The sequence below is a fragment of the Hymenobacter coccineus genome (assembly GCF_001816125.1).
Taxonomy (GTDB): domain Bacteria; phylum Bacteroidota; class Bacteroidia; order Cytophagales; family Hymenobacteraceae; genus Hymenobacter; species Hymenobacter coccineus.
Genome location: NZ_MDZA01000328.1, coordinates 1 through 15,358, shown reverse-complemented (window position 1 = coordinate 15,358; position 15,358 = coordinate 1). Strand labels below are relative to the sequence as shown.

The 15,358-nt window shown below is 62.9% G+C and carries 13 protein-coding genes and 1 tRNA gene; 9 read left to right on the top strand and 5 right to left on the bottom strand.

Annotated features, from left to right (window positions below; translation table 11 throughout):
• The first annotated feature begins 55 nt into the window (after positions 1-55).
• The 6 genes from BEN49_RS16830 (at position 56) to BEN49_RS16805 (ending at position 5,178) form a co-directional block, all read left to right on the top strand.
• Positions 56-571 (top strand): chemotaxis protein CheW, encoded by a 516-nt coding sequence (locus BEN49_RS16830; protein ID WP_070745439.1) that lies wholly within the window; start codon positions 56-58, stop codon positions 569-571.
• A gap of 91 nt (positions 572-662) precedes the next feature.
• Complete coding sequence (locus BEN49_RS16825) at positions 663-1,037, top strand: response regulator (RefSeq protein ID WP_070745436.1); 375 nt, start codon at positions 663-665, stop codon at positions 1,035-1,037.
• A 117-nt stretch (positions 1,038-1,154) separates the two neighbouring features.
• Entirely contained in the window at positions 1,155-2,801 is a 1,647-nt protein-coding gene (locus tag BEN49_RS16820; protein ID WP_070745434.1) for a chemotaxis protein CheA, read from the top strand.
• 70 nt (positions 2,802-2,871) lie between these two features.
• Entirely contained in the window at positions 2,872-3,507 is a 636-nt protein-coding gene (locus tag BEN49_RS16815) for a chemotaxis protein CheC (protein ID WP_239691983.1), read from the top strand.
• Positions 3,508-3,697: 190 nt separating this feature from the next.
• Positions 3,698-4,789: an agmatinase family protein gene (locus BEN49_RS16810; RefSeq protein ID WP_070745428.1), complete on the top strand. Its 1,092-nt coding sequence runs from the start codon at positions 3,698-3,700 to the stop codon at positions 4,787-4,789.
• A gap of 50 nt (positions 4,790-4,839) precedes the next feature.
• A complete protein-coding gene (locus tag BEN49_RS16805) occupies positions 4,840-5,178 on the top strand; it encodes a phage holin family protein (RefSeq protein ID WP_070745425.1) in 339 nt (112 codons plus the stop codon).
• Between the two features lie 98 nt (positions 5,179-5,276).
• Here the strand turns inward: BEN49_RS16805 and murA are convergent, their stop codons facing one another.
• From murA to BEN49_RS16790, 3 genes are all read right to left on the bottom strand, one after another.
• Positions 5,277-6,581, bottom strand: a complete 1,305-nt coding sequence (gene murA / locus BEN49_RS16800) for a UDP-N-acetylglucosamine 1-carboxyvinyltransferase (protein ID WP_070745422.1) — start codon at positions 6,579-6,581, stop codon at positions 5,277-5,279.
• A gap of 125 nt (positions 6,582-6,706) precedes the next feature.
• Positions 6,707-7,468: a DUF4290 domain-containing protein gene (locus BEN49_RS16795; RefSeq protein WP_070745419.1), complete on the bottom strand. Its 762-nt coding sequence runs from the start codon at positions 7,466-7,468 to the stop codon at positions 6,707-6,709.
• 182 nt (positions 7,469-7,650) lie between these two features.
• Positions 7,651-9,912 carry an ATP-dependent helicase gene (locus BEN49_RS16790; protein ID WP_070745415.1) on the bottom strand — a complete coding sequence of 754 codons (2,262 nt, stop codon included), beginning with the start codon at positions 9,910-9,912 and terminating at the stop codon, positions 7,651-7,653.
• Between the two features lie 95 nt (positions 9,913-10,007).
• Between BEN49_RS16790 and BEN49_RS16785 the strand changes: the two genes are divergently transcribed.
• Complete coding sequence (locus BEN49_RS16785) at positions 10,008-10,583, top strand: DUF3109 family protein (protein ID WP_070745413.1); 576 nt, start codon at positions 10,008-10,010, stop codon at positions 10,581-10,583.
• A 173-nt stretch (positions 10,584-10,756) separates the two neighbouring features.
• Here BEN49_RS16785 and BEN49_RS16780 read toward each other — a convergent pair whose 3' ends face one another.
• Positions 10,757-12,274 carry a malate:quinone oxidoreductase gene (locus tag BEN49_RS16780; RefSeq protein ID WP_070745411.1) on the bottom strand — a complete coding sequence of 506 codons (1,518 nt, stop codon included), beginning with the start codon at positions 12,272-12,274 and terminating at the stop codon, positions 10,757-10,759.
• 160 nt (positions 12,275-12,434) lie between these two features.
• Between BEN49_RS16780 and BEN49_RS16775 the strand changes: the two genes are divergently transcribed.
• Both BEN49_RS16775 and BEN49_RS28185 read left to right on the top strand, forming a co-directional pair.
• Entirely contained in the window at positions 12,435-13,532 is a 1,098-nt protein-coding gene (locus tag BEN49_RS16775; RefSeq protein ID WP_070745408.1) for a type I asparaginase, read from the top strand.
• A 127-nt stretch (positions 13,533-13,659) separates the two neighbouring features.
• Positions 13,660-13,746 (top strand) — tRNA-Ser (locus BEN49_RS28185).
• Positions 13,747-13,919: 173 nt separating this feature from the next.
• Here BEN49_RS28185 and BEN49_RS16770 read toward each other — a convergent pair.
• Entirely contained in the window at positions 13,920-14,843 is a 924-nt protein-coding gene (locus BEN49_RS16770; RefSeq protein WP_070745405.1) for a cupin domain-containing protein, read from the bottom strand.
• Positions 14,844-15,358: the final 515 nt, after the last annotated feature.

Below are 15,358 nucleotides of genomic sequence, written 5' to 3'. Positions count from 1 at the left end.
CTAAAACGGCTGGTAAGTAATTCGTTGACGGTTTTCTTCGCTTAATAATTTACCCATGCCCGATTCTGTTCTGCGCCCCGTAGGGGGCAAGGCCGCCCTGGCCGCGCCCGAAGCCACGGTGCAGCTCATTGTGTTTCAGTTGGCTGGCGAAGACTATGGCGTCCGCATCGAGCAGGTGCGCGAGGTAACGGCCACGCCCGAAGTGGCGCGCATGCCCAAAACACCTGCCTTCATCAAGGGCATTGTGAACCTGCGCGGCGACATCATTGCCATCATTGACCTGGAGGAGCGGTTCGGGCTGATGCCCGCCGGGCGGCCCTTGCCCGAGCGCAGCTACACCATCGCCGTGGAAGCCGCCGACTACACCATCGGCTTGGCCGTGCGCGAAGTGCCCCGGCCGCTGCGGCTGCCGGCGGCCGCTATCGAGGCGGCGCCCGAGTTTCTGCAGGACAGCGGGCAGCGCGAGCGCTACCTGGAGGGCATCGCCAAACTGCCCGATGGCAGCGTCATCATCGTGCTTGACATGCGCAAATTGCTGACCCATACCGAGATACTGCGGCTGCCGAATTAACCAGCACCTTTGCCGCCAGCGGCCCGTATAGCCACCTATCCCCTGGGGCCCCATCTTCTCTTCATTCCGTTTACCTTTCTGTCCTTTTATAATGAATAAGCGCATCCTCATCGTCGACGACTCCTTTTATATGCGCACGATGCTCAAGAACATGCTCACCGATGCCGGCTACGAGGTGGTGGGCGAGGCCGCCAATGGCCAGCAGGCGCTGGAGATGGCCGCTGCCACCAAGCCCGACCTCATTACCCTGGACGTGATTCTGCCTGACAACACCGGCCTCGACGTGCTGCGCGGCCTGCGCAAGGAGGCACCCGATGCCAAAGTGGTGATGTGCAGCGCCGTGGGCCAAGAGGTTATCGTAAACGAAGCCATCGAGAACGGGGCCCTGGCCTACATCGTGAAGCCATTCTCGGAAGAGCGCGTGCTGGAGATTGTGGGGTCGGCGCTGGGCGGCGATGCAGCGTAGTGCCCCGGCCCTGGGGGCGGCCCGCCCTGCCCGGTTTGGCAGTGCTAAACCGGCCGGTGTCAGTGCGCGCCTTCCCCTGGGGCCCCAAGGGATTAATGGTTATTTAACACGTCGCTTATGACCGCCCGCGAACAAGAATACCGCGAGCTGTTCATGGCCGAGGCGTTGGAATACTACGAGGCCATGGGCCGGCACCTGAGCGAGCTGGAGCGTAGCCCGGCCGACGTGCCCGCCCTCAACGAGTTGTTCCGGCTCATGCACAACCTGAAGTCGAACGCCCGGGCGATGGGGCACACCGCTATTGGCGAGGTGGCCCACCACTTGGAAACGATTTTTGGGCTCATCCGCGACAAGCAGCGCGAGTTTGCCGGCTCGTTAGTACCGGTAATCTTCACGGGCCTGGACGCGCTGGGGGCCATGATTCGGGCCGTGGGGGCCGACCAGCCCCTGCCCGACGCCACCGACCTGCTCGACAACCTCGACCGCCTGGCGCGGGGCGAAGAGCCTGTGCTACCCGTCGCTGCCGAAGCTGACGGGGCCCCGGGGGAGGAGGACAACCGCAAGATGGAGCTCTCGGACTTGGTGTACATCCAGGTGCGCAAGCTCGATAAGCTGCTGAATTTAGTGGGGGAGCTGGTAATCGACCGGGACCGGATCCTGACGCTGGCCGACGAAATTGGCCACCCGGCATTGCAGGCCACGGCCCGCCACTTGTTCCGCATTTCCGATGATTTGCAGTACAGCGTGATGGACGTGCGGCTGGTGGGCGTGGGCGTGCTGCTGAATAAATTCCCGCGGGTGGTGCGCGACGTGGCCACCGCCGAGGGCAAGGAAGTGGAATTGACCCTGAGCGGCCAGGACGTGCAGATTGACCGCAACGTGCTACAAATCATTACTGATGCGCTGCTGCACCTCGTGCGCAACGCTGTGAGCCACGGCCTGGAAGCCCCCGCCCAGCGCGCGGCGGCCGGCAAGCCGCGCGTTGGCCAGCTGCGCCTGTCGGCCCTCACCGAGCGCGACGACGTGCTGATTCAGATTGCCGACGACGGCCCTGGCATCGACACCGAAGTTGTGCGCCGCAAGGCTGTGGAGCGCGGCCTGACGACCACCGAGCTGGCCGCCACCCTTGATGAGCAAGCGGTGTGGGCCTTCTTGTTTGAGCCCGGCTTCTCCACTGCGGCGCAGGTGACCGACATTTCGGGCCGCGGCGTGGGCCTCGACGTGGTGAAGCGGGCCCTGGATTCGCTAGGGGGCCAGTTGCGCATCGAGTCGGTGCGGGGCCAGGGTACTGCGTTTACGCTGGTGCTGCCCACTTCCATTGCCGTGAAGGGGGCCCTGCTGGTGGAGCTGGATGACCGGCCCTACGCTGTGCCGCTCCTGCACACCGATACGGTGCTGGCCCTGCGCCCCGAGGAGTTTTCGGTGGCCGGCGGCCTGCTGCTGGCCCACGTGCAGGGCCAGGCCGTGCCGGTGGTGCCGCTGCGCGAGTTGCTGCACGTGGAAGGCGCTGAGCCTTTGCCCGCTGCCAACAAAAACCAGCTCCAGGGGCCCCAGCAGGTACTCGTCGTTAACTACAATAACCGCCGCTTGGGGTTGCTTGTTGACCGTTTTCTACGCCAGCAGAGCATTGTGGTCAAGCCCCTGGGCAAGCCCCTGGACACCATTGACTTGTTTGGGGGCGTGACGCTGCTTGGCAGCGGGCAGGTGTGCCTGGTGCTGGATGTGCCCGCGCTTACCCGCTTATTTGTTGCCCGCCGGGCATAGTTTTTCGTATTGCTCATTCTGCCCTCATCTTTCCCGCCAGACGCCTTAATTGCCTTAGATTAGTTCCATTATGAATTTATCAATGACCGAGCTGGAGCGCGACATCATCCGCGAAATTCTGAACATTGGGCTGGCTCGTGCCGCCGACTCGTTCGCCGTGGTCGCGCAGGAGAAAGTACTGCTCGAAGTACCCAGCTTGGACCTGCTCGAGAGTGAGGATATCTTGATGCGTGTGCGGGAGTACAGTACCAACCACGCGGTCATTCAGTCCGACATCCGGGGCGATTTTACGGGGACTACGCTCATGTTTTTCTCGGGCCAGCACGTGCAGCGGCTCTCGCGGGTGTGCTTGCGGATGCAAGTGCCCGATTCCGTGCAGGTCAACGAGTTGCAAGAGTCGCTGCTGCTCGAAATTAGCAACATCATCACCGGGGCCCTCGTCACGCAGCTGGCCAACATTCTGAAAGCCCGCATTTACGGGGCCCCACCGTGCACATTTAGCGGCGATACTACGGCCCTGGTGAACCACTTGGTGCCCAGCGAATCGCTGCAACCGCTCATCTTTTCCATCATTACCCAGTTCTCCGACCACGGCAACTCCGTGGAACTGCCGTTGATGCTGTTCTTCGACCGCGCCACGTTCGAGAAAATCCTCGACATCATTCGCGGTTATGATTTCCTCGGCAAGCAGCTGGCCGGGGCCTGATTGGGCCTTTCGCGCGAAGCAACGGTTTCGCGCCCGATGGGGCCCCGTGCGCAGCCTAGCCGCCCAAAATTGGGCAGTAACTCCCGTTCCTGCCTTCTTCATCTATCTTCACTTGGGCAGCAATGCGCGGAGCGTTAGTTTCGCGCTTTAGCGTATTTTGCCATTCGCTGCCCCACTCATTCGTATTCCGATGCCTGATTCCGGCTCCGCTGCCCGCGCCCGCAAAATTGCCCAGTTCGACCCCAATGCGCCCGGCGACGCCGAGGGCGGGCTTTTTGGCCTACCCTTTACGGCCGAAGAGGCCCAGGTGGTGGTGGTGCCCGTGCCCTGGGAAGTGACCGTGAGCTACCGCGCCGGCACCGCCCAGGGCCCCGCCGCCGTGCACGAGGCTTCCCTGCAAGTAGACCTCTACGACCCCGACCTGCCCAACGCCTGGCAGCTGGGCCTGGCCCTGGAAGAAGCCGACGCCGAAGTGGCTGCCACCAGCGCCCGCCTGCGCCCCCTGGCCGCCGACTACATCGGCTGGCTGGAGGCCGGTGAGCCCACCGCCGGCGCCGAGGCCATGCGGGCCGTGCCCGCCCTCGTCAACGCCGAGGGAGACAAATTGCGCCAGTGGCTGGCTGCTAAAACAGGGGCCCTGCTTGACGGGGGCCAGGCGGTGATGGTGCTCGGTGGCGACCACAGCACGCCTTTGGGCTTTATGGATGCGCTTGCGGCGCGCCACAAGGAATTTGCCATTCTGCAAATCGACGCGCACTGCGACCTGCGGCCGGCTTACGAAGGCTTTAAGTATTCGCACGCCAGCATAATGCACAATGCTTTGGCGCTGCCGCAGGTGAAAAAACTGGTGCAGGTGGGCATCCGCGACTATTGCCAGCAGGAGGCTGAGTTCATCGAGCAATCGCACGGGCGGGTGGCGCTGTTTGGCCAGCGGTTTCTGAGCGAGGAGCGCTACGCCAAGAAGTCGTGGAAAAAGGTGTGCGGCAAAATCATTGCCCAGCTGCCGCCCAAGGTGTACATCAGCTTCGATATTGACGGCCTTGACCCCAAGCTGTGCCCCGGCACCGGCACGCCCGTGCCCGGCGGGCTGGAGTACGAGGAAGCCACGTTCCTCATCCGCAGCATTGTGCGGGCCGGCATCACCATCATCGGGTGCGACCTCAACGAAGTGGCCCCCGGCGATACCGATTGGAACGGCATTGTGGGGGCCCGCCTGCTCTACCAGATGGCCAACTGGATGGCCGTGTCGCAAGGCCGCCTCACCGCCCGAAAACACGAATAGCCCCGCCGCCGTAGAAGCCGGGTCACTCATCCAAACACCGCTTTATTACCATGCTTAGTTTCATCCTCAAATTTTTACTCACCGCCGTGCTCGTGTACGGGCTAAGCCAGGTGCTGCCGGGCGTGGCCCTCGGCGGCGTGGGTTCGGCCGCCGTCCTGATCATTGTGTTGGGCATCCTCAACGCCGTTGTTAAGCCCATCCTCAGCTTGCTGAGCTTGCCCATCAACATCCTCACATTGGGCTTGTTCTCGCTGGTTATCAACGTTATCATCATTAAAATTGCCGATTACCTGATGAGCAGCTTCGACGTGCACGGCTTCCTGAACGCGCTGTTATTTAGCTTGGGCCTGGCCGTGGTGAACACCGTGGTAGACGCCGTACTGGACTAGGCATCAATCGTTGGCCCACCGGCCAAATGCGCACAAACAAAAAGCCCGCTCGGTTTCGAGCGGGCTTTTTGCTGTCTAAAAATATACGAGCTGGGGCCCTACAGCCGCCGAATATCGGCGCCCAATGCGTTGAGGCGCTGGTCGATGAACTGGTAGCCGCGGTCAATCTGCTCCACGTTGAGGATGGTGCTGTTGCCCTCGGCGCTGAGCGCGGCGATGAGCAGGGCCACGCCGGCCCGAATGTCGGGCGAGGTCATGGTGATGCCGCGTAGGCGCGTGCGCTGGTCGAGGCCGATGACGGTAGCGCGGTGCGGGTCGCAGAGGATGATTTGGGCCCCCATGTCGATGAGCTTATCGACGAAAAACAGGCGGCTCTCGAACATTTTTTGGTGGATGAGCACCGTGCCCTTGGCCTGGCAGGCCACCACGAGCACAATGCTGAGCAAATCGGGCGTGAAGCCCGGCCACGTGTGGTCGCTGACGGTGAGGATGGAGCCGTCGAGGTAAGTGTTGATTTCGTAGTGCGGCTGGGCCGGGATGTAGATGTCGTCGCCGCGGAACTCCAACTGGATGCCCAGCTTGCGGAACGTGTCCGGGATGAGGCCCAACTCCGGAATCTGGCAATCCTTGATGGTGATTTCGGAACCCGTCATGGCCGCCAGGCCGATGAAAGAACCGATTTCAATCATGTCGGGTAGCATGCGGTGCTCGGTGCCGCCTAGGCTTTCCACGCCTTCGATAGTGAGCAAGTTCGAGCCAATGCCTTGGATATTAGCGCCCATGCGCACTAGCATCCGGCACAGCTGCTGCAAGTAAGGCTCGCAGGCGGCATTGTAAATGGTGGTGGTGCCCTCGGCCAGCACGGCGGCCATCAGGATGTTGGCCGTGCCGGTCACCGAGGCCTCATCGAGCAGCATGTGGGCGCCCTTGAGCTTACCGTCGGCCTTGATGCGGTAAAAATCGGTGCCCTCCAGTGTGAGCTGGCCGCCGAGCTTTTCGAGGCCAAGGAAGTGCGTATCCATCGGCCGGCGGCCGATTTTATCGCCGCCCGGCTTGGGTAGCTGGCAGCGGCCGTAGCGCCCCAGCATGGGCCCCAGGATCATCACGGAGCCGCGTAGGGCCCCGGCTTGCTTCACGAATTCGGGCGAATCCATGTAGTCCAGGTGCACGTCTTCGGCCTGGAAGCGGTAGGTGTCGGTGGCCAGCTTGCCCACCTTCACGCCCATGTCGCGCAGCAGTTCGATGAGCTTGTTGACGTCGCGGATGTCGGGGATGTTGCTGATGGTGACCGGCTCGGCGGTGAGCAGCACTGCGCAGAGGATTTGCAGGGCTTCGTTTTTGGCACCTTGGGGCGTGATTTCGCCGCGGAGCGGCTGGCCGCCGCGCACTTCAAATGCAGCCATTTAAATTGGAGCTGTTAGCTACTAGCTGTTGGCTGTTAGCTACGTAAGAAAATATAAAAGCCTTGCCCAAGTGGGCAAGGTGCGGAGCTAATAGCCAACAGCTAGTAGCTAACAGCTATTTGAACCTATTGCGGCGGCTGCTGGGGCTCCTGGCGGCCTTTTTTGCCGCCTTTCTTGTTGCGTTTCTGGCCGTTGCCAAAGCTGTTGTTGCCGTAGCCGTTGCCGCTGGGGGGCCCGGTGCGGCGCGGCTGGTTGGGCTGGGCCACGAAGGGCGCGCGGGTGCTGCCGCTACCAACATTGCCGCCCGTGCCGGGGGCTACGCCGGGGCCCATCTCAAACAACTCTTCCTGGTCCACCAGGGCCGGGTCCAGCTTCAGCTGGCCGTTCGACAGCTCGCTGAGGTGGCGGATGATGGTGGCGTCCTTGGCGTTTTCCTTGTTGTGCTGGCGGAACAGGAACTTCATCGTGCGCCCAATTTGGATGGCGGCCTGTTCGCGCTCTTCGGGGCTTTCCAGCGTCAACGCCTTGGCAATGAGGGCCTCGATGGCGCGGCCGTAGGCGCGCAGGCGCGGCGGCTGGCGCGGGTAGGGTACGGGCTTGGGGCGCGTCACGCGCAGGCTCACCGGGCGCAGGGCCACGGGGGCCTCCAACTCGATTTCCTCGCCCAACAGGGCCGAGAGGTGGCTCCAGAGGCGGGTTTGGATGTCGGGCTGGTCGCGCAGCGCGGGCTTGAGGCGCAGGATGAGCTGCACGATTTGGGCCGCGCGGCGGGTGCGCTCAGCCACGTCCTCTACCTGGCGCAGGCCCTGGATGAGCTGGTACGTGCTTTGCCCATACTCGCGCACCAGCAGCTGCAAGTGGAAGGGCAGGGATTGAAACTCGTTCATAATGACTGGGAGTGGGAAGCGAGGAGCGGGTGGCGGTGCAAAACCTGCTGGGGCCCCGCCAAAGGTAAGCGCCGGCCTTGTAGAACGGAGTGGCACGCCGTTTTGGGTGAGGTTCGCGAATCGAACTGGGGCCTCAGTTCAAGTGGGGCCCCGGGCTAACGGCAACGGAGTGGCACGCCGTTTTACAGGTGGATGCGCAGCTTGGCGAAGCTCAGCAGCAGCACCTTTTCGCCCACTTCCTCGAAGTCGATGGTGGCCTTGGCGCCGGCGGGCTCCTTTTCCAGCAGGCGCACCACGCCGAAGCCGAACTTGGGGTGCTCCACGCGCTGGCCGGCCACCAGGTTTTTGGTGTCGGAAGGGGAGAAGTCGGCCGGGGCCACGTACTTGGTGGCCGCCACTTTGCGCGGCAGCACCGGCACCAGGTTCGAGCGCCGCTCGAACACGTGCTGGAACGGCTGCTCGGCCGCGCCCGCGCCTGGGCCCCCACCGGCCGCAAATTTAAAGTGCACAAAGGCCGGATCAATTTCGTCGAGAAAGCGGCTTTTCTCGGCGCTGCGCAGGTTGCCCCACTGGTAGCGCGAGGTGGCGTAGCTCAGCGTGAGCTTCTTTTCGGCCCGCGTGATGGCCACGTAGAACAGCCGCCGCTCCTCCTCCAGGTCGGCCCGCGAGGTAATCATCATCTGGCTCGGAAACAGGTTTTCCTCCATGCCCACGATGAACACGTTGCGGAATTCCAGGCCCTTGGCCGAGTGGATGGTCATCAGCGTCACGGCCTCGCCCTCCTGGGCGGCATCCTTCAGGTCAGAGTCCGTGACGAGTGCAATGTCCTGCAAAAAGGCCCCCAGGCTCTTGTCCTCGCGCTCGGGGTCGTCTACGTATTCCTTGATGCCGTTGAGTAATTCCTGAATGTTCTCGTACCGCGAAAGGCCCTCAATGCTCTTGTCGGCGTACAATTCCTCGATCATCCCCGAATTTTTGGCGATAAACTTGGCGGCCTCAAAGGCATCTTCGCGGGCGGCTAGGGCCGTGTAAGCTTTGATGTTTTCGGCGAACGTAACGACTGGGTTCGAAATGCGGGCGGGTACAAACTGGTCGGCGTTGCTCACCACTTCCCAGAGGCTGTGGTTGGCGGCCTCGGCCGTGGCCACGAGCTTGCTGATGGTGGTATCGCCGATGCCGCGCTTGGGGTAATTGATGACGCGGCGTAGAGCCTGTTCGTCGTTCTGGTTCACCGTCAGGCGCAAATATGCCACCAGGTCCTTGATTTCCTTGCGCTGGTAAAAGCTCAGGCCTCCCACAATCTTGTAGCGGATGTTGAGTTTGCGCAACGCTTCTTCCATGGCTCGGCTCTGGGCGTTGGTGCGGTAGAGGATGGCGAAGTTGTCGTACGACAAGTGCCCGTTCATCTTGTCCTCGAAGATGGTGGTGGCCACCAGCTTGCCTTCTTCGTTGTCGGACGCCGCCTTGATGACCTCGATCAGCGTGCCCTCCTCGTTCTCCGAAAACACGTCCTTGCGCAACTGGGCCTGGTTGTTTTTGATGACCGAGTTGGCCGCCTTCACAATGTTCTGGGTGGAGCGGTAGTTCTGCTCCAGCTTGAACACTTTCAGCTCCGGGTAGTCCTTCTCGAAGTTGAGGATGTTGGTAATATCGGCCCCGCGGAAGGCGTAGATGCTCTGCGCATCGTCGCCTACCACGCAGATATTACGCTCCTTAGCCGCCAGCTTGCGGGTGATGAGGTACTGCGAGTAATTGGTGTCCTGGTACTCGTCCACCATCACGAAGCGGAACATGTTCTGGTACTTGTTCAGCACGTCGGTGTGCTCCCGGAACAGCACGTTGGTATTGAAGAGCAGGTCGTCGAAGTCCATGGCGCCGGCCTTGAAGCAGCGCTGCTGGTACTGCTGGTACAGCACCCCGATTTTGGGCCGCAGCGCCGCCTCGTCGTCGGCCTTGATGGCGGCGTCGCTCAGGTACTGGTTCACCGAAATCAGCTTGTTCTTGGCCGCCGAGATGCGGCCCAGCACCAAGCCCGGCTTATACAGCTTATCGTCCAGCTCCAGCTCCCTGATAATCTGGCCGATGAGCGTTTTGGTGTCCTGCGTGTCGTAGATGGTAAAGCTACGCGGGTAGCCGATTTTATCGGCCTCCGAGCGCAGGATTTTGGCGAACACCGAGTGGAAGGTGCCCATCCACAGGCTGCGGGCGTTGGGGCCCACCACCTTCTCCACGCGGGCACGCATCTCCTTAGCGGCCTTGTTGGTGAAGGTGAGGGCCAGGATGTTGAACGGACTCACGCCCTGTTCGAGCAGGTGAGCAATGCGGTAGGTGAGCACCCGGGTTTTGCCCGAGCCGGCCCCCGCGATGATCATGCAGGGGCCTTCGGTTTGCATCACCGCGCCGGCCTGGGAGGGGTTGAGCAGGGAAAGATAATCTAATGCCATCGGTAGAGAACCGCCGATTTGGCGGTGTTTACAAAGGTAGCCCCGGGGCCCGGGGGCCACAACCCGGCCGCGCCGCGGGGCGGTATCTTTGCGGTATGATAATTATCCAGCAAACGGTTATTTCCGATGACCTCGCCGACAACTTTTTCGTCTGCAACCTGGAGGCCTGCAAAGGCGCCTGCTGCGTAGAAGGCGACCTGGGGGCCCCCCTGGAGGAGGCCGAGCTAAAGATTCTGGAAACGGAGTACGAAAACATCAAGCCCTTCCTCACCGAAGCCGGCCGCCAGGCCATTGCCGAGCAGGGCCTCTACATCAAGGATTGGGAGGATGACTACAGCACAACCACCATCGGCGACCGAGAGTGCGCTTATGCGCTGTACGACGGCAAAGGCATCCTCAAATGCGGCATCGAGGAAGCCTACCTGGCCGGGGCCACCACGTTCAAAAAGCCCATCAGCTGCCACCTTTACCCCATCCGCATCACAAAGTACGAGGAGTTTGAGGCCCTGAACTACGACCGCTGGAGCATCTGCTCGCCGGCCTGCGCCTTCGGCGCGAACCTGGGCGTGCGCGTGTACCAGTTCCTGAAAGACCCCCTCATCCGCAAGTACGGCGAGGACTGGTACAACGAGCTGGACCGCGAAGTGGAGAGCCAGCTGGGCACGAAGTAGGGCAGGGGCCCTATCAGCTCGAGCGCCCCTTTGTCATCCTGAACGCAGTGAAGGATCTGGGGACAGCCGGACGGTTGGCCGTAACTAAATACTGCACATCTTTCGACTGTCCCCAGATCCTTCACTGCGTTCAGGATGACAATAAGAGCATGTCAACCAAAATATAAATAAGCCTATACGGGCACGACCTGCAACACGTCCTGGCTACGCTGGCGCACGGCGGCGCACAGGGCCGGGTTATCGGCCAGTTTTTGGCTAAAGGAGGGCACGAGCTGGCGGAACTTGGCCTGCCACTCGGGCGTGGCAGCCTGCTCGGGAAAGCAGCGCTGCACAAGGTCGAGCATGATGGCCACGGCGGTACTGGCGCCGGGCGAGGCCCCCAGCAGGGCGGCAATGGAGCCGTCGGCCGCCGTCACCACTTCGGTGCCGAACTCCAGCACGCCGCCTTGCTTTTTGTCTTTTTTGATGACCTGCACGCGCTGGCCGGCCACGGCGAGCTGCCAGTCGGCGGGGTTGGCCTCGGGGTAGTACTCGCGCAGGGCGGCAATACGCTCGGTGGGCGTAAGTAGCACTTGGCCAATGAGGTACTTGGTGAGGCCCAGGTTGCGGGCCCCGGCGTAGAGCAGCGGCCGGATATTGCCCAGCTCGATGGAGCGGAACAGGTCGGTGTAGGAGCCCTTCTTAAGGAACTTGGTGCTGAAGCCGGCGTAGGGCCCAAACAGCAACTCCTGGCGGCCATTGATCTGGCGGGTGTCGAGGTGAGGCATGCTCATGGGCGGCGAGCCCACGGCGGGCTTGCCGTACACTTTGGCGTCGTGGCGGGCCACCACCTCGGGGTTCACGCACTTCAGCCACTGGCCACTGACGGGGAAACCGCCGAAGCCGTTGGCCTCGGGAATACCCGATTTTTCGAGTAGCGGCAGCGAACCGCCGCCAGCTCCGATGAATACGAACCGAGCGCGCACGTTGCGTTTGGTGCCGGCTTTTAAGTCCTTCACCTTCAAGCGCCAGGTGTGGCCATCGTCTCGGCGCTTAATGCCACTTACCTCCTGGCCCAGCGTGAATTTTACGCCCGGCAGGCCTTGCAAGTGCTCAAACAGTGTGCGGGTGAGGGCCCCAAAGTTGACGTCGGTGCCGATGGCCATGCGGGTGGCGGCCACGGGCTGGGCCGGGTCGCGGCCGTCCATCACCAGCGGAATCCACTCGGCAATCTTTTCCGGATCGGTGCTGAACTCCATGCCCTGGAACAGGGGCGAGTGCAGCAGCGCGGCGTGGCGCTTGCGCAGGTACTCCACGTTGGCCGCGCCCCACACGAAGCTCATGTGCGGAATGGCGTGGATGAAGGCATCGGGGTCGGGCAGGGTGCCGTTTTCCACCAGCGAGGACCAGAACTGCTTGCTGAGCTCGAACTGCTCGGCAATTTTATCGGCCTTCGAAATGTCGATGGAGCCATCGGGGCGCTCGGGCGTATAGTTCAGTTCGCAGAAGGCCGAGTGGCCGGTGCCAGCGTTGTTCCAGGCGTCGGAGCTTTCGGCGGCTACCTCGTCGAGGCGCTCGATAATTTCGAGGGTGAGGTTGGGCTGAAGCTGCTTGAGGAGCGTACCCAGCGTGGCGCTCATGATGCCGGCACCGATAAGTACAACGTCGGTCAGGACTTTAGGAGAAGAGGGAGCAGCGAATTCAGACGCCATAGCAGCAAAAACCAAAGATGAGAAAAGCAAACAAAGGGCCCCGCCTGCGGGCGCGGCCAAGGGCCTAATACGGGCCCCGGCCGCGCGGGGCGGTCGTGAGGGCAAAATTAGGGCCCCCGGCCCGCCCAACATTCCCCTGGCCCTACCTTTCGGGCCCCATATGACGACGACCCCCGACCCCGCCGCCCTGCCCTTGGTGCCCTTGCTGACCCAGGCCGACCCCGCCGACGCCACCGCCCCGCGCGTGCTGGTGGTGTACACCGGCGGCACCGTGGGCATGGCCGTGAACGCCGTGGGCGAGCTGGCCCCCGTGGAGCTCAGCCACCTCGACCGCCAGATGCCCGAACTGGCCCGCCTGCCCCTGCGGGTGTCGCTGCTGAGCCTGCCCGAACCCATCGACAGCAGCAACGTGTCCCCTGCCGACTGGCTGTTTCTGGCCCGGCTGATTGGTAGGCACTACGCTGATTTTGATGGATTTGTGGTGCTGCACGGCACCGATACGATGGCCTACTCGGCGGCCGCGCTGAGCTACTTGCTGGAAAATTTGGGCAAGCCGGTGGTGTTCACCGGGGCCCAAGTGCCGGTGGGGGCCCGCCGCTCCGATGCCCAGCGCAACCTCGTGACAGCCTTGGAAATTGCCGCCGCCCGCCACCCCCGCGCCGGCACCGTGCGGGTGCCCGAGGTAGGCGTGTTCTTCAACGATGTGCTCATCCGCGGCACGCGGGCCAAAAAGGTGGAGAGCCAGCAGTTTGCGGCCTTCAAGAGCGAGAACTACCCGCCGTTGGCCCGGGCCGGCATCGGGCTGTATTTCAGCGACAACAGCATCCGGCTGCTGCCCGCCGCTGGCCTGCGCGTGCACCAGCACCTCGCAACTGGGGTGGCCGTGCTGCGCTTGTTTCCGGGCATCACGGCGGCCGTGGTCGATGCCGTGCTGGGGGTGCCCGGTCTGCGCGGCTGCGTGCTTGAAACCTACGGCTCGGGCAATGCGCCCACCGCCGCGTGGTTCCTGGCCAGCCTGCGCGGGGCCCTGGCCCGCGGCGTGTGGCTGCTCAACGTGAGCCAGTGCGTGGAGGGCCGCGTGGTGCAGGGCAAGTACGAAACAAGTGCTGCCCTCGCCAGCATGGGCGTGGTGGGCGGCGACGACATCACCACCGAAGCGGCCGTCACCAAAATGATGTTTGTGCTGGGCCTGGGCCTCGACCACGCCCGCACCCGCCAGCTGCTGAGCCAGGATTTGCGGGGCGAAATCACCCCCTGAGCACCGCTGGGGCCCCTAGCCGGCCCCACCAAAACGCGGCCCTGGGGCCCTAAAGTGCGGCCGGGGCCCCAAAGGCTTGCCGGGCCGGCCGGGGCCCCGTACCTTTGCCCCAGATTACTGCCATCCTAGAGGGGTGTCCGAGTGGTCGAAGGAGCACGCCTGGAAAGTGTGTATGGGCCAAAAGCTCATCGTGGGTTGAATCCCATCCCCTCTACGTAAACCCCGCTTGCAGGCTGCAAGCGGGGTTTTTATTTGTCTGGATAGCAAAACAGTAGGATTCGAGAACCTAATGAAGTTCGCTAAATACGGTCATGCTGAGCGCCGCCGACGCATGACCGTATTATGAGATTATTCAGCCTTTTGGCTGTGTAAAATGCCCGCGCGGGCTTATTCCTGTAAATACTTCCTGCTCTCCACCGCTCCATTAGCGTAGGTGCTTACCTCTAGCAAAAAGCCTGGCCGCGGGGCCCCCAGCCGTTGGCCTATTTCGTTGTACCAGGCCCGGCTCACCAAGGCAGCCCCGCCGCTGACCACGACCACTGGCGAGTAGCTGAAGGTGGCGTCCGCATCCACGAGGCGCAGGCGGTAGTACTGGGGCCCCGGCCGGGCCTTGTCGGTGGCTTCGTAGGTGCCGGCGCCCCGGGCCGGCTGCTGGCTGAGCGTGGTAAAAAGCTGCCCGTCGGCGCTGTGCTCCACTTCGTAGCGGGCGGCGTTTACCTCCTGGGCCGTGTGCCAGCGCAGGGCCACGGCCCCCGCCGCCGGCTCGGCCGCGAAGCTGATCAGCTGCACGGGCAATGGGGTGCACCCCACCACGCGCCCACCGGCCGGCCAGCTCTCGGCCAGGAAAGTGCCGCAGTTGCTAATTGTACCCGCATTGGCGAAGGCCTCGCTGTACACTTGCATCCACGCTTCCGGGTCGTTCTGCACGGTGGCCCCCGCGGCTAGCACGAGCGCCGTGGTGGCGCACTGGTAGGCATTGTGCACCGTGGCACCGCTGGCCAGCGTCAGTTCCTCCAGTGAGATTAGGTGGTGGTTGGTGAGGGTGGCCTGCGCGGGCAGGGCCACGGTGGCGGCAATCCAAACCCAGTCGTTGACGATGAGCTGCCCGGTGCCCTCAAACGTGACCTGGCCGGTGTAAACTGTGTTCGGCGGAATGTAGAGCGACTCGCCGGCGCGTAGCGTCACGTCCTGCGTTGGCTGCAGCTGCGCCTCGCCCACCGTGTAGGTGTAGGCCTGGGCCGCGGCCGCCCCGCTGGTAGCCAGCCACAAGCAGCAAGCGGCCAGCAGGCGCGCCACCGGCCCCGCCAGCAACCGCGCCGTGCAAGTACCCGGTGCCCGGCCGCTCGGCTGCGGCCCCGCCCGCCAGGGCAACCCCGGGGCTCCGGCGCCACCCCGCCGCTGCGGGGCGGCGGCGCCACGTGCTGCGGGGCGCGGCTGCCCGGGCCACCGGCTGGGGCCTGGAGCAGAGGGGCATTGCCAGGGCCCCTGCCCGGCGTGGGTTGCCGGTGGCTGCCCGCGGCGCGGGCGGTTGCGCAGCCGTAGGGCGGGGCAGTTTGCGAGTTTGTAGCGTAGCGATATAGCATATAATAAAACCAGTTATTTTTCTAATTTTAATACTATTTATAACAAGCCTTATTTAATCGATAAAACTCCTTATTCAGCAATTAAAGCATAAAAAATCATTTTTCAACCATGGCCTCAACATAATATTATGCAAATTGCATTCGTAAAGGATTTGCTAGAATTGAGGCGTGGGGCGCCCTGGTTTGGCGGGCCCCGGGCCCGGAATGCCCGGGGTGGGGAGCAGGGGCGGGGCGGGGGGGCCT

Coding starts and splice junctions, on each gene's coding strand:
- BEN49_RS16815 (WP_239691983.1), top strand. CDS start 2,872: ATGAATTTATCAATGACCGAGCTGGAGCGCGACATCATCCGCGAAATT.
- BEN49_RS16805 (WP_070745425.1), top strand. CDS start 4,840: ATGCTTAGTTTCATCCTCAAATTTTTACTCACCGCCGTGCTCGTGTAC.
- murA (WP_070745422.1), bottom strand. CDS start 6,581: ATGGCTGCATTTGAAGTGCGCGGCGGCCAGCCGCTCCGCGGCGAAATC.
- BEN49_RS16820 (WP_070745434.1), top strand. CDS start 1,155: ATGACCGCCCGCGAACAAGAATACCGCGAGCTGTTCATGGCCGAGGCG.
- BEN49_RS16790 (WP_070745415.1), bottom strand. CDS start 9,912: ATGGCATTAGATTATCTTTCCCTGCTCAACCCCTCCCAGGCCGGCGCG.
- BEN49_RS16810 (WP_070745428.1), top strand. CDS start 3,698: ATGCCTGATTCCGGCTCCGCTGCCCGCGCCCGCAAAATTGCCCAGTTC.
- BEN49_RS16825 (WP_070745436.1), top strand. CDS start 663: ATGAATAAGCGCATCCTCATCGTCGACGACTCCTTTTATATGCGCACG.
- BEN49_RS16775 (WP_070745408.1), top strand. CDS start 12,435: ATGACGACGACCCCCGACCCCGCCGCCCTGCCCTTGGTGCCCTTGCTG.
- BEN49_RS16780 (WP_070745411.1), bottom strand. CDS start 12,274: ATGGCGTCTGAATTCGCTGCTCCCTCTTCTCCTAAAGTCCTGACCGAC.
- BEN49_RS16785 (WP_070745413.1), top strand. CDS start 10,008: ATGATAATTATCCAGCAAACGGTTATTTCCGATGACCTCGCCGACAAC.
- BEN49_RS16795 (WP_070745419.1), bottom strand. CDS start 7,468: ATGAACGAGTTTCAATCCCTGCCCTTCCACTTGCAGCTGCTGGTGCGC.
- BEN49_RS16830 (WP_070745439.1), top strand. CDS start 56: ATGCCCGATTCTGTTCTGCGCCCCGTAGGGGGCAAGGCCGCCCTGGCC.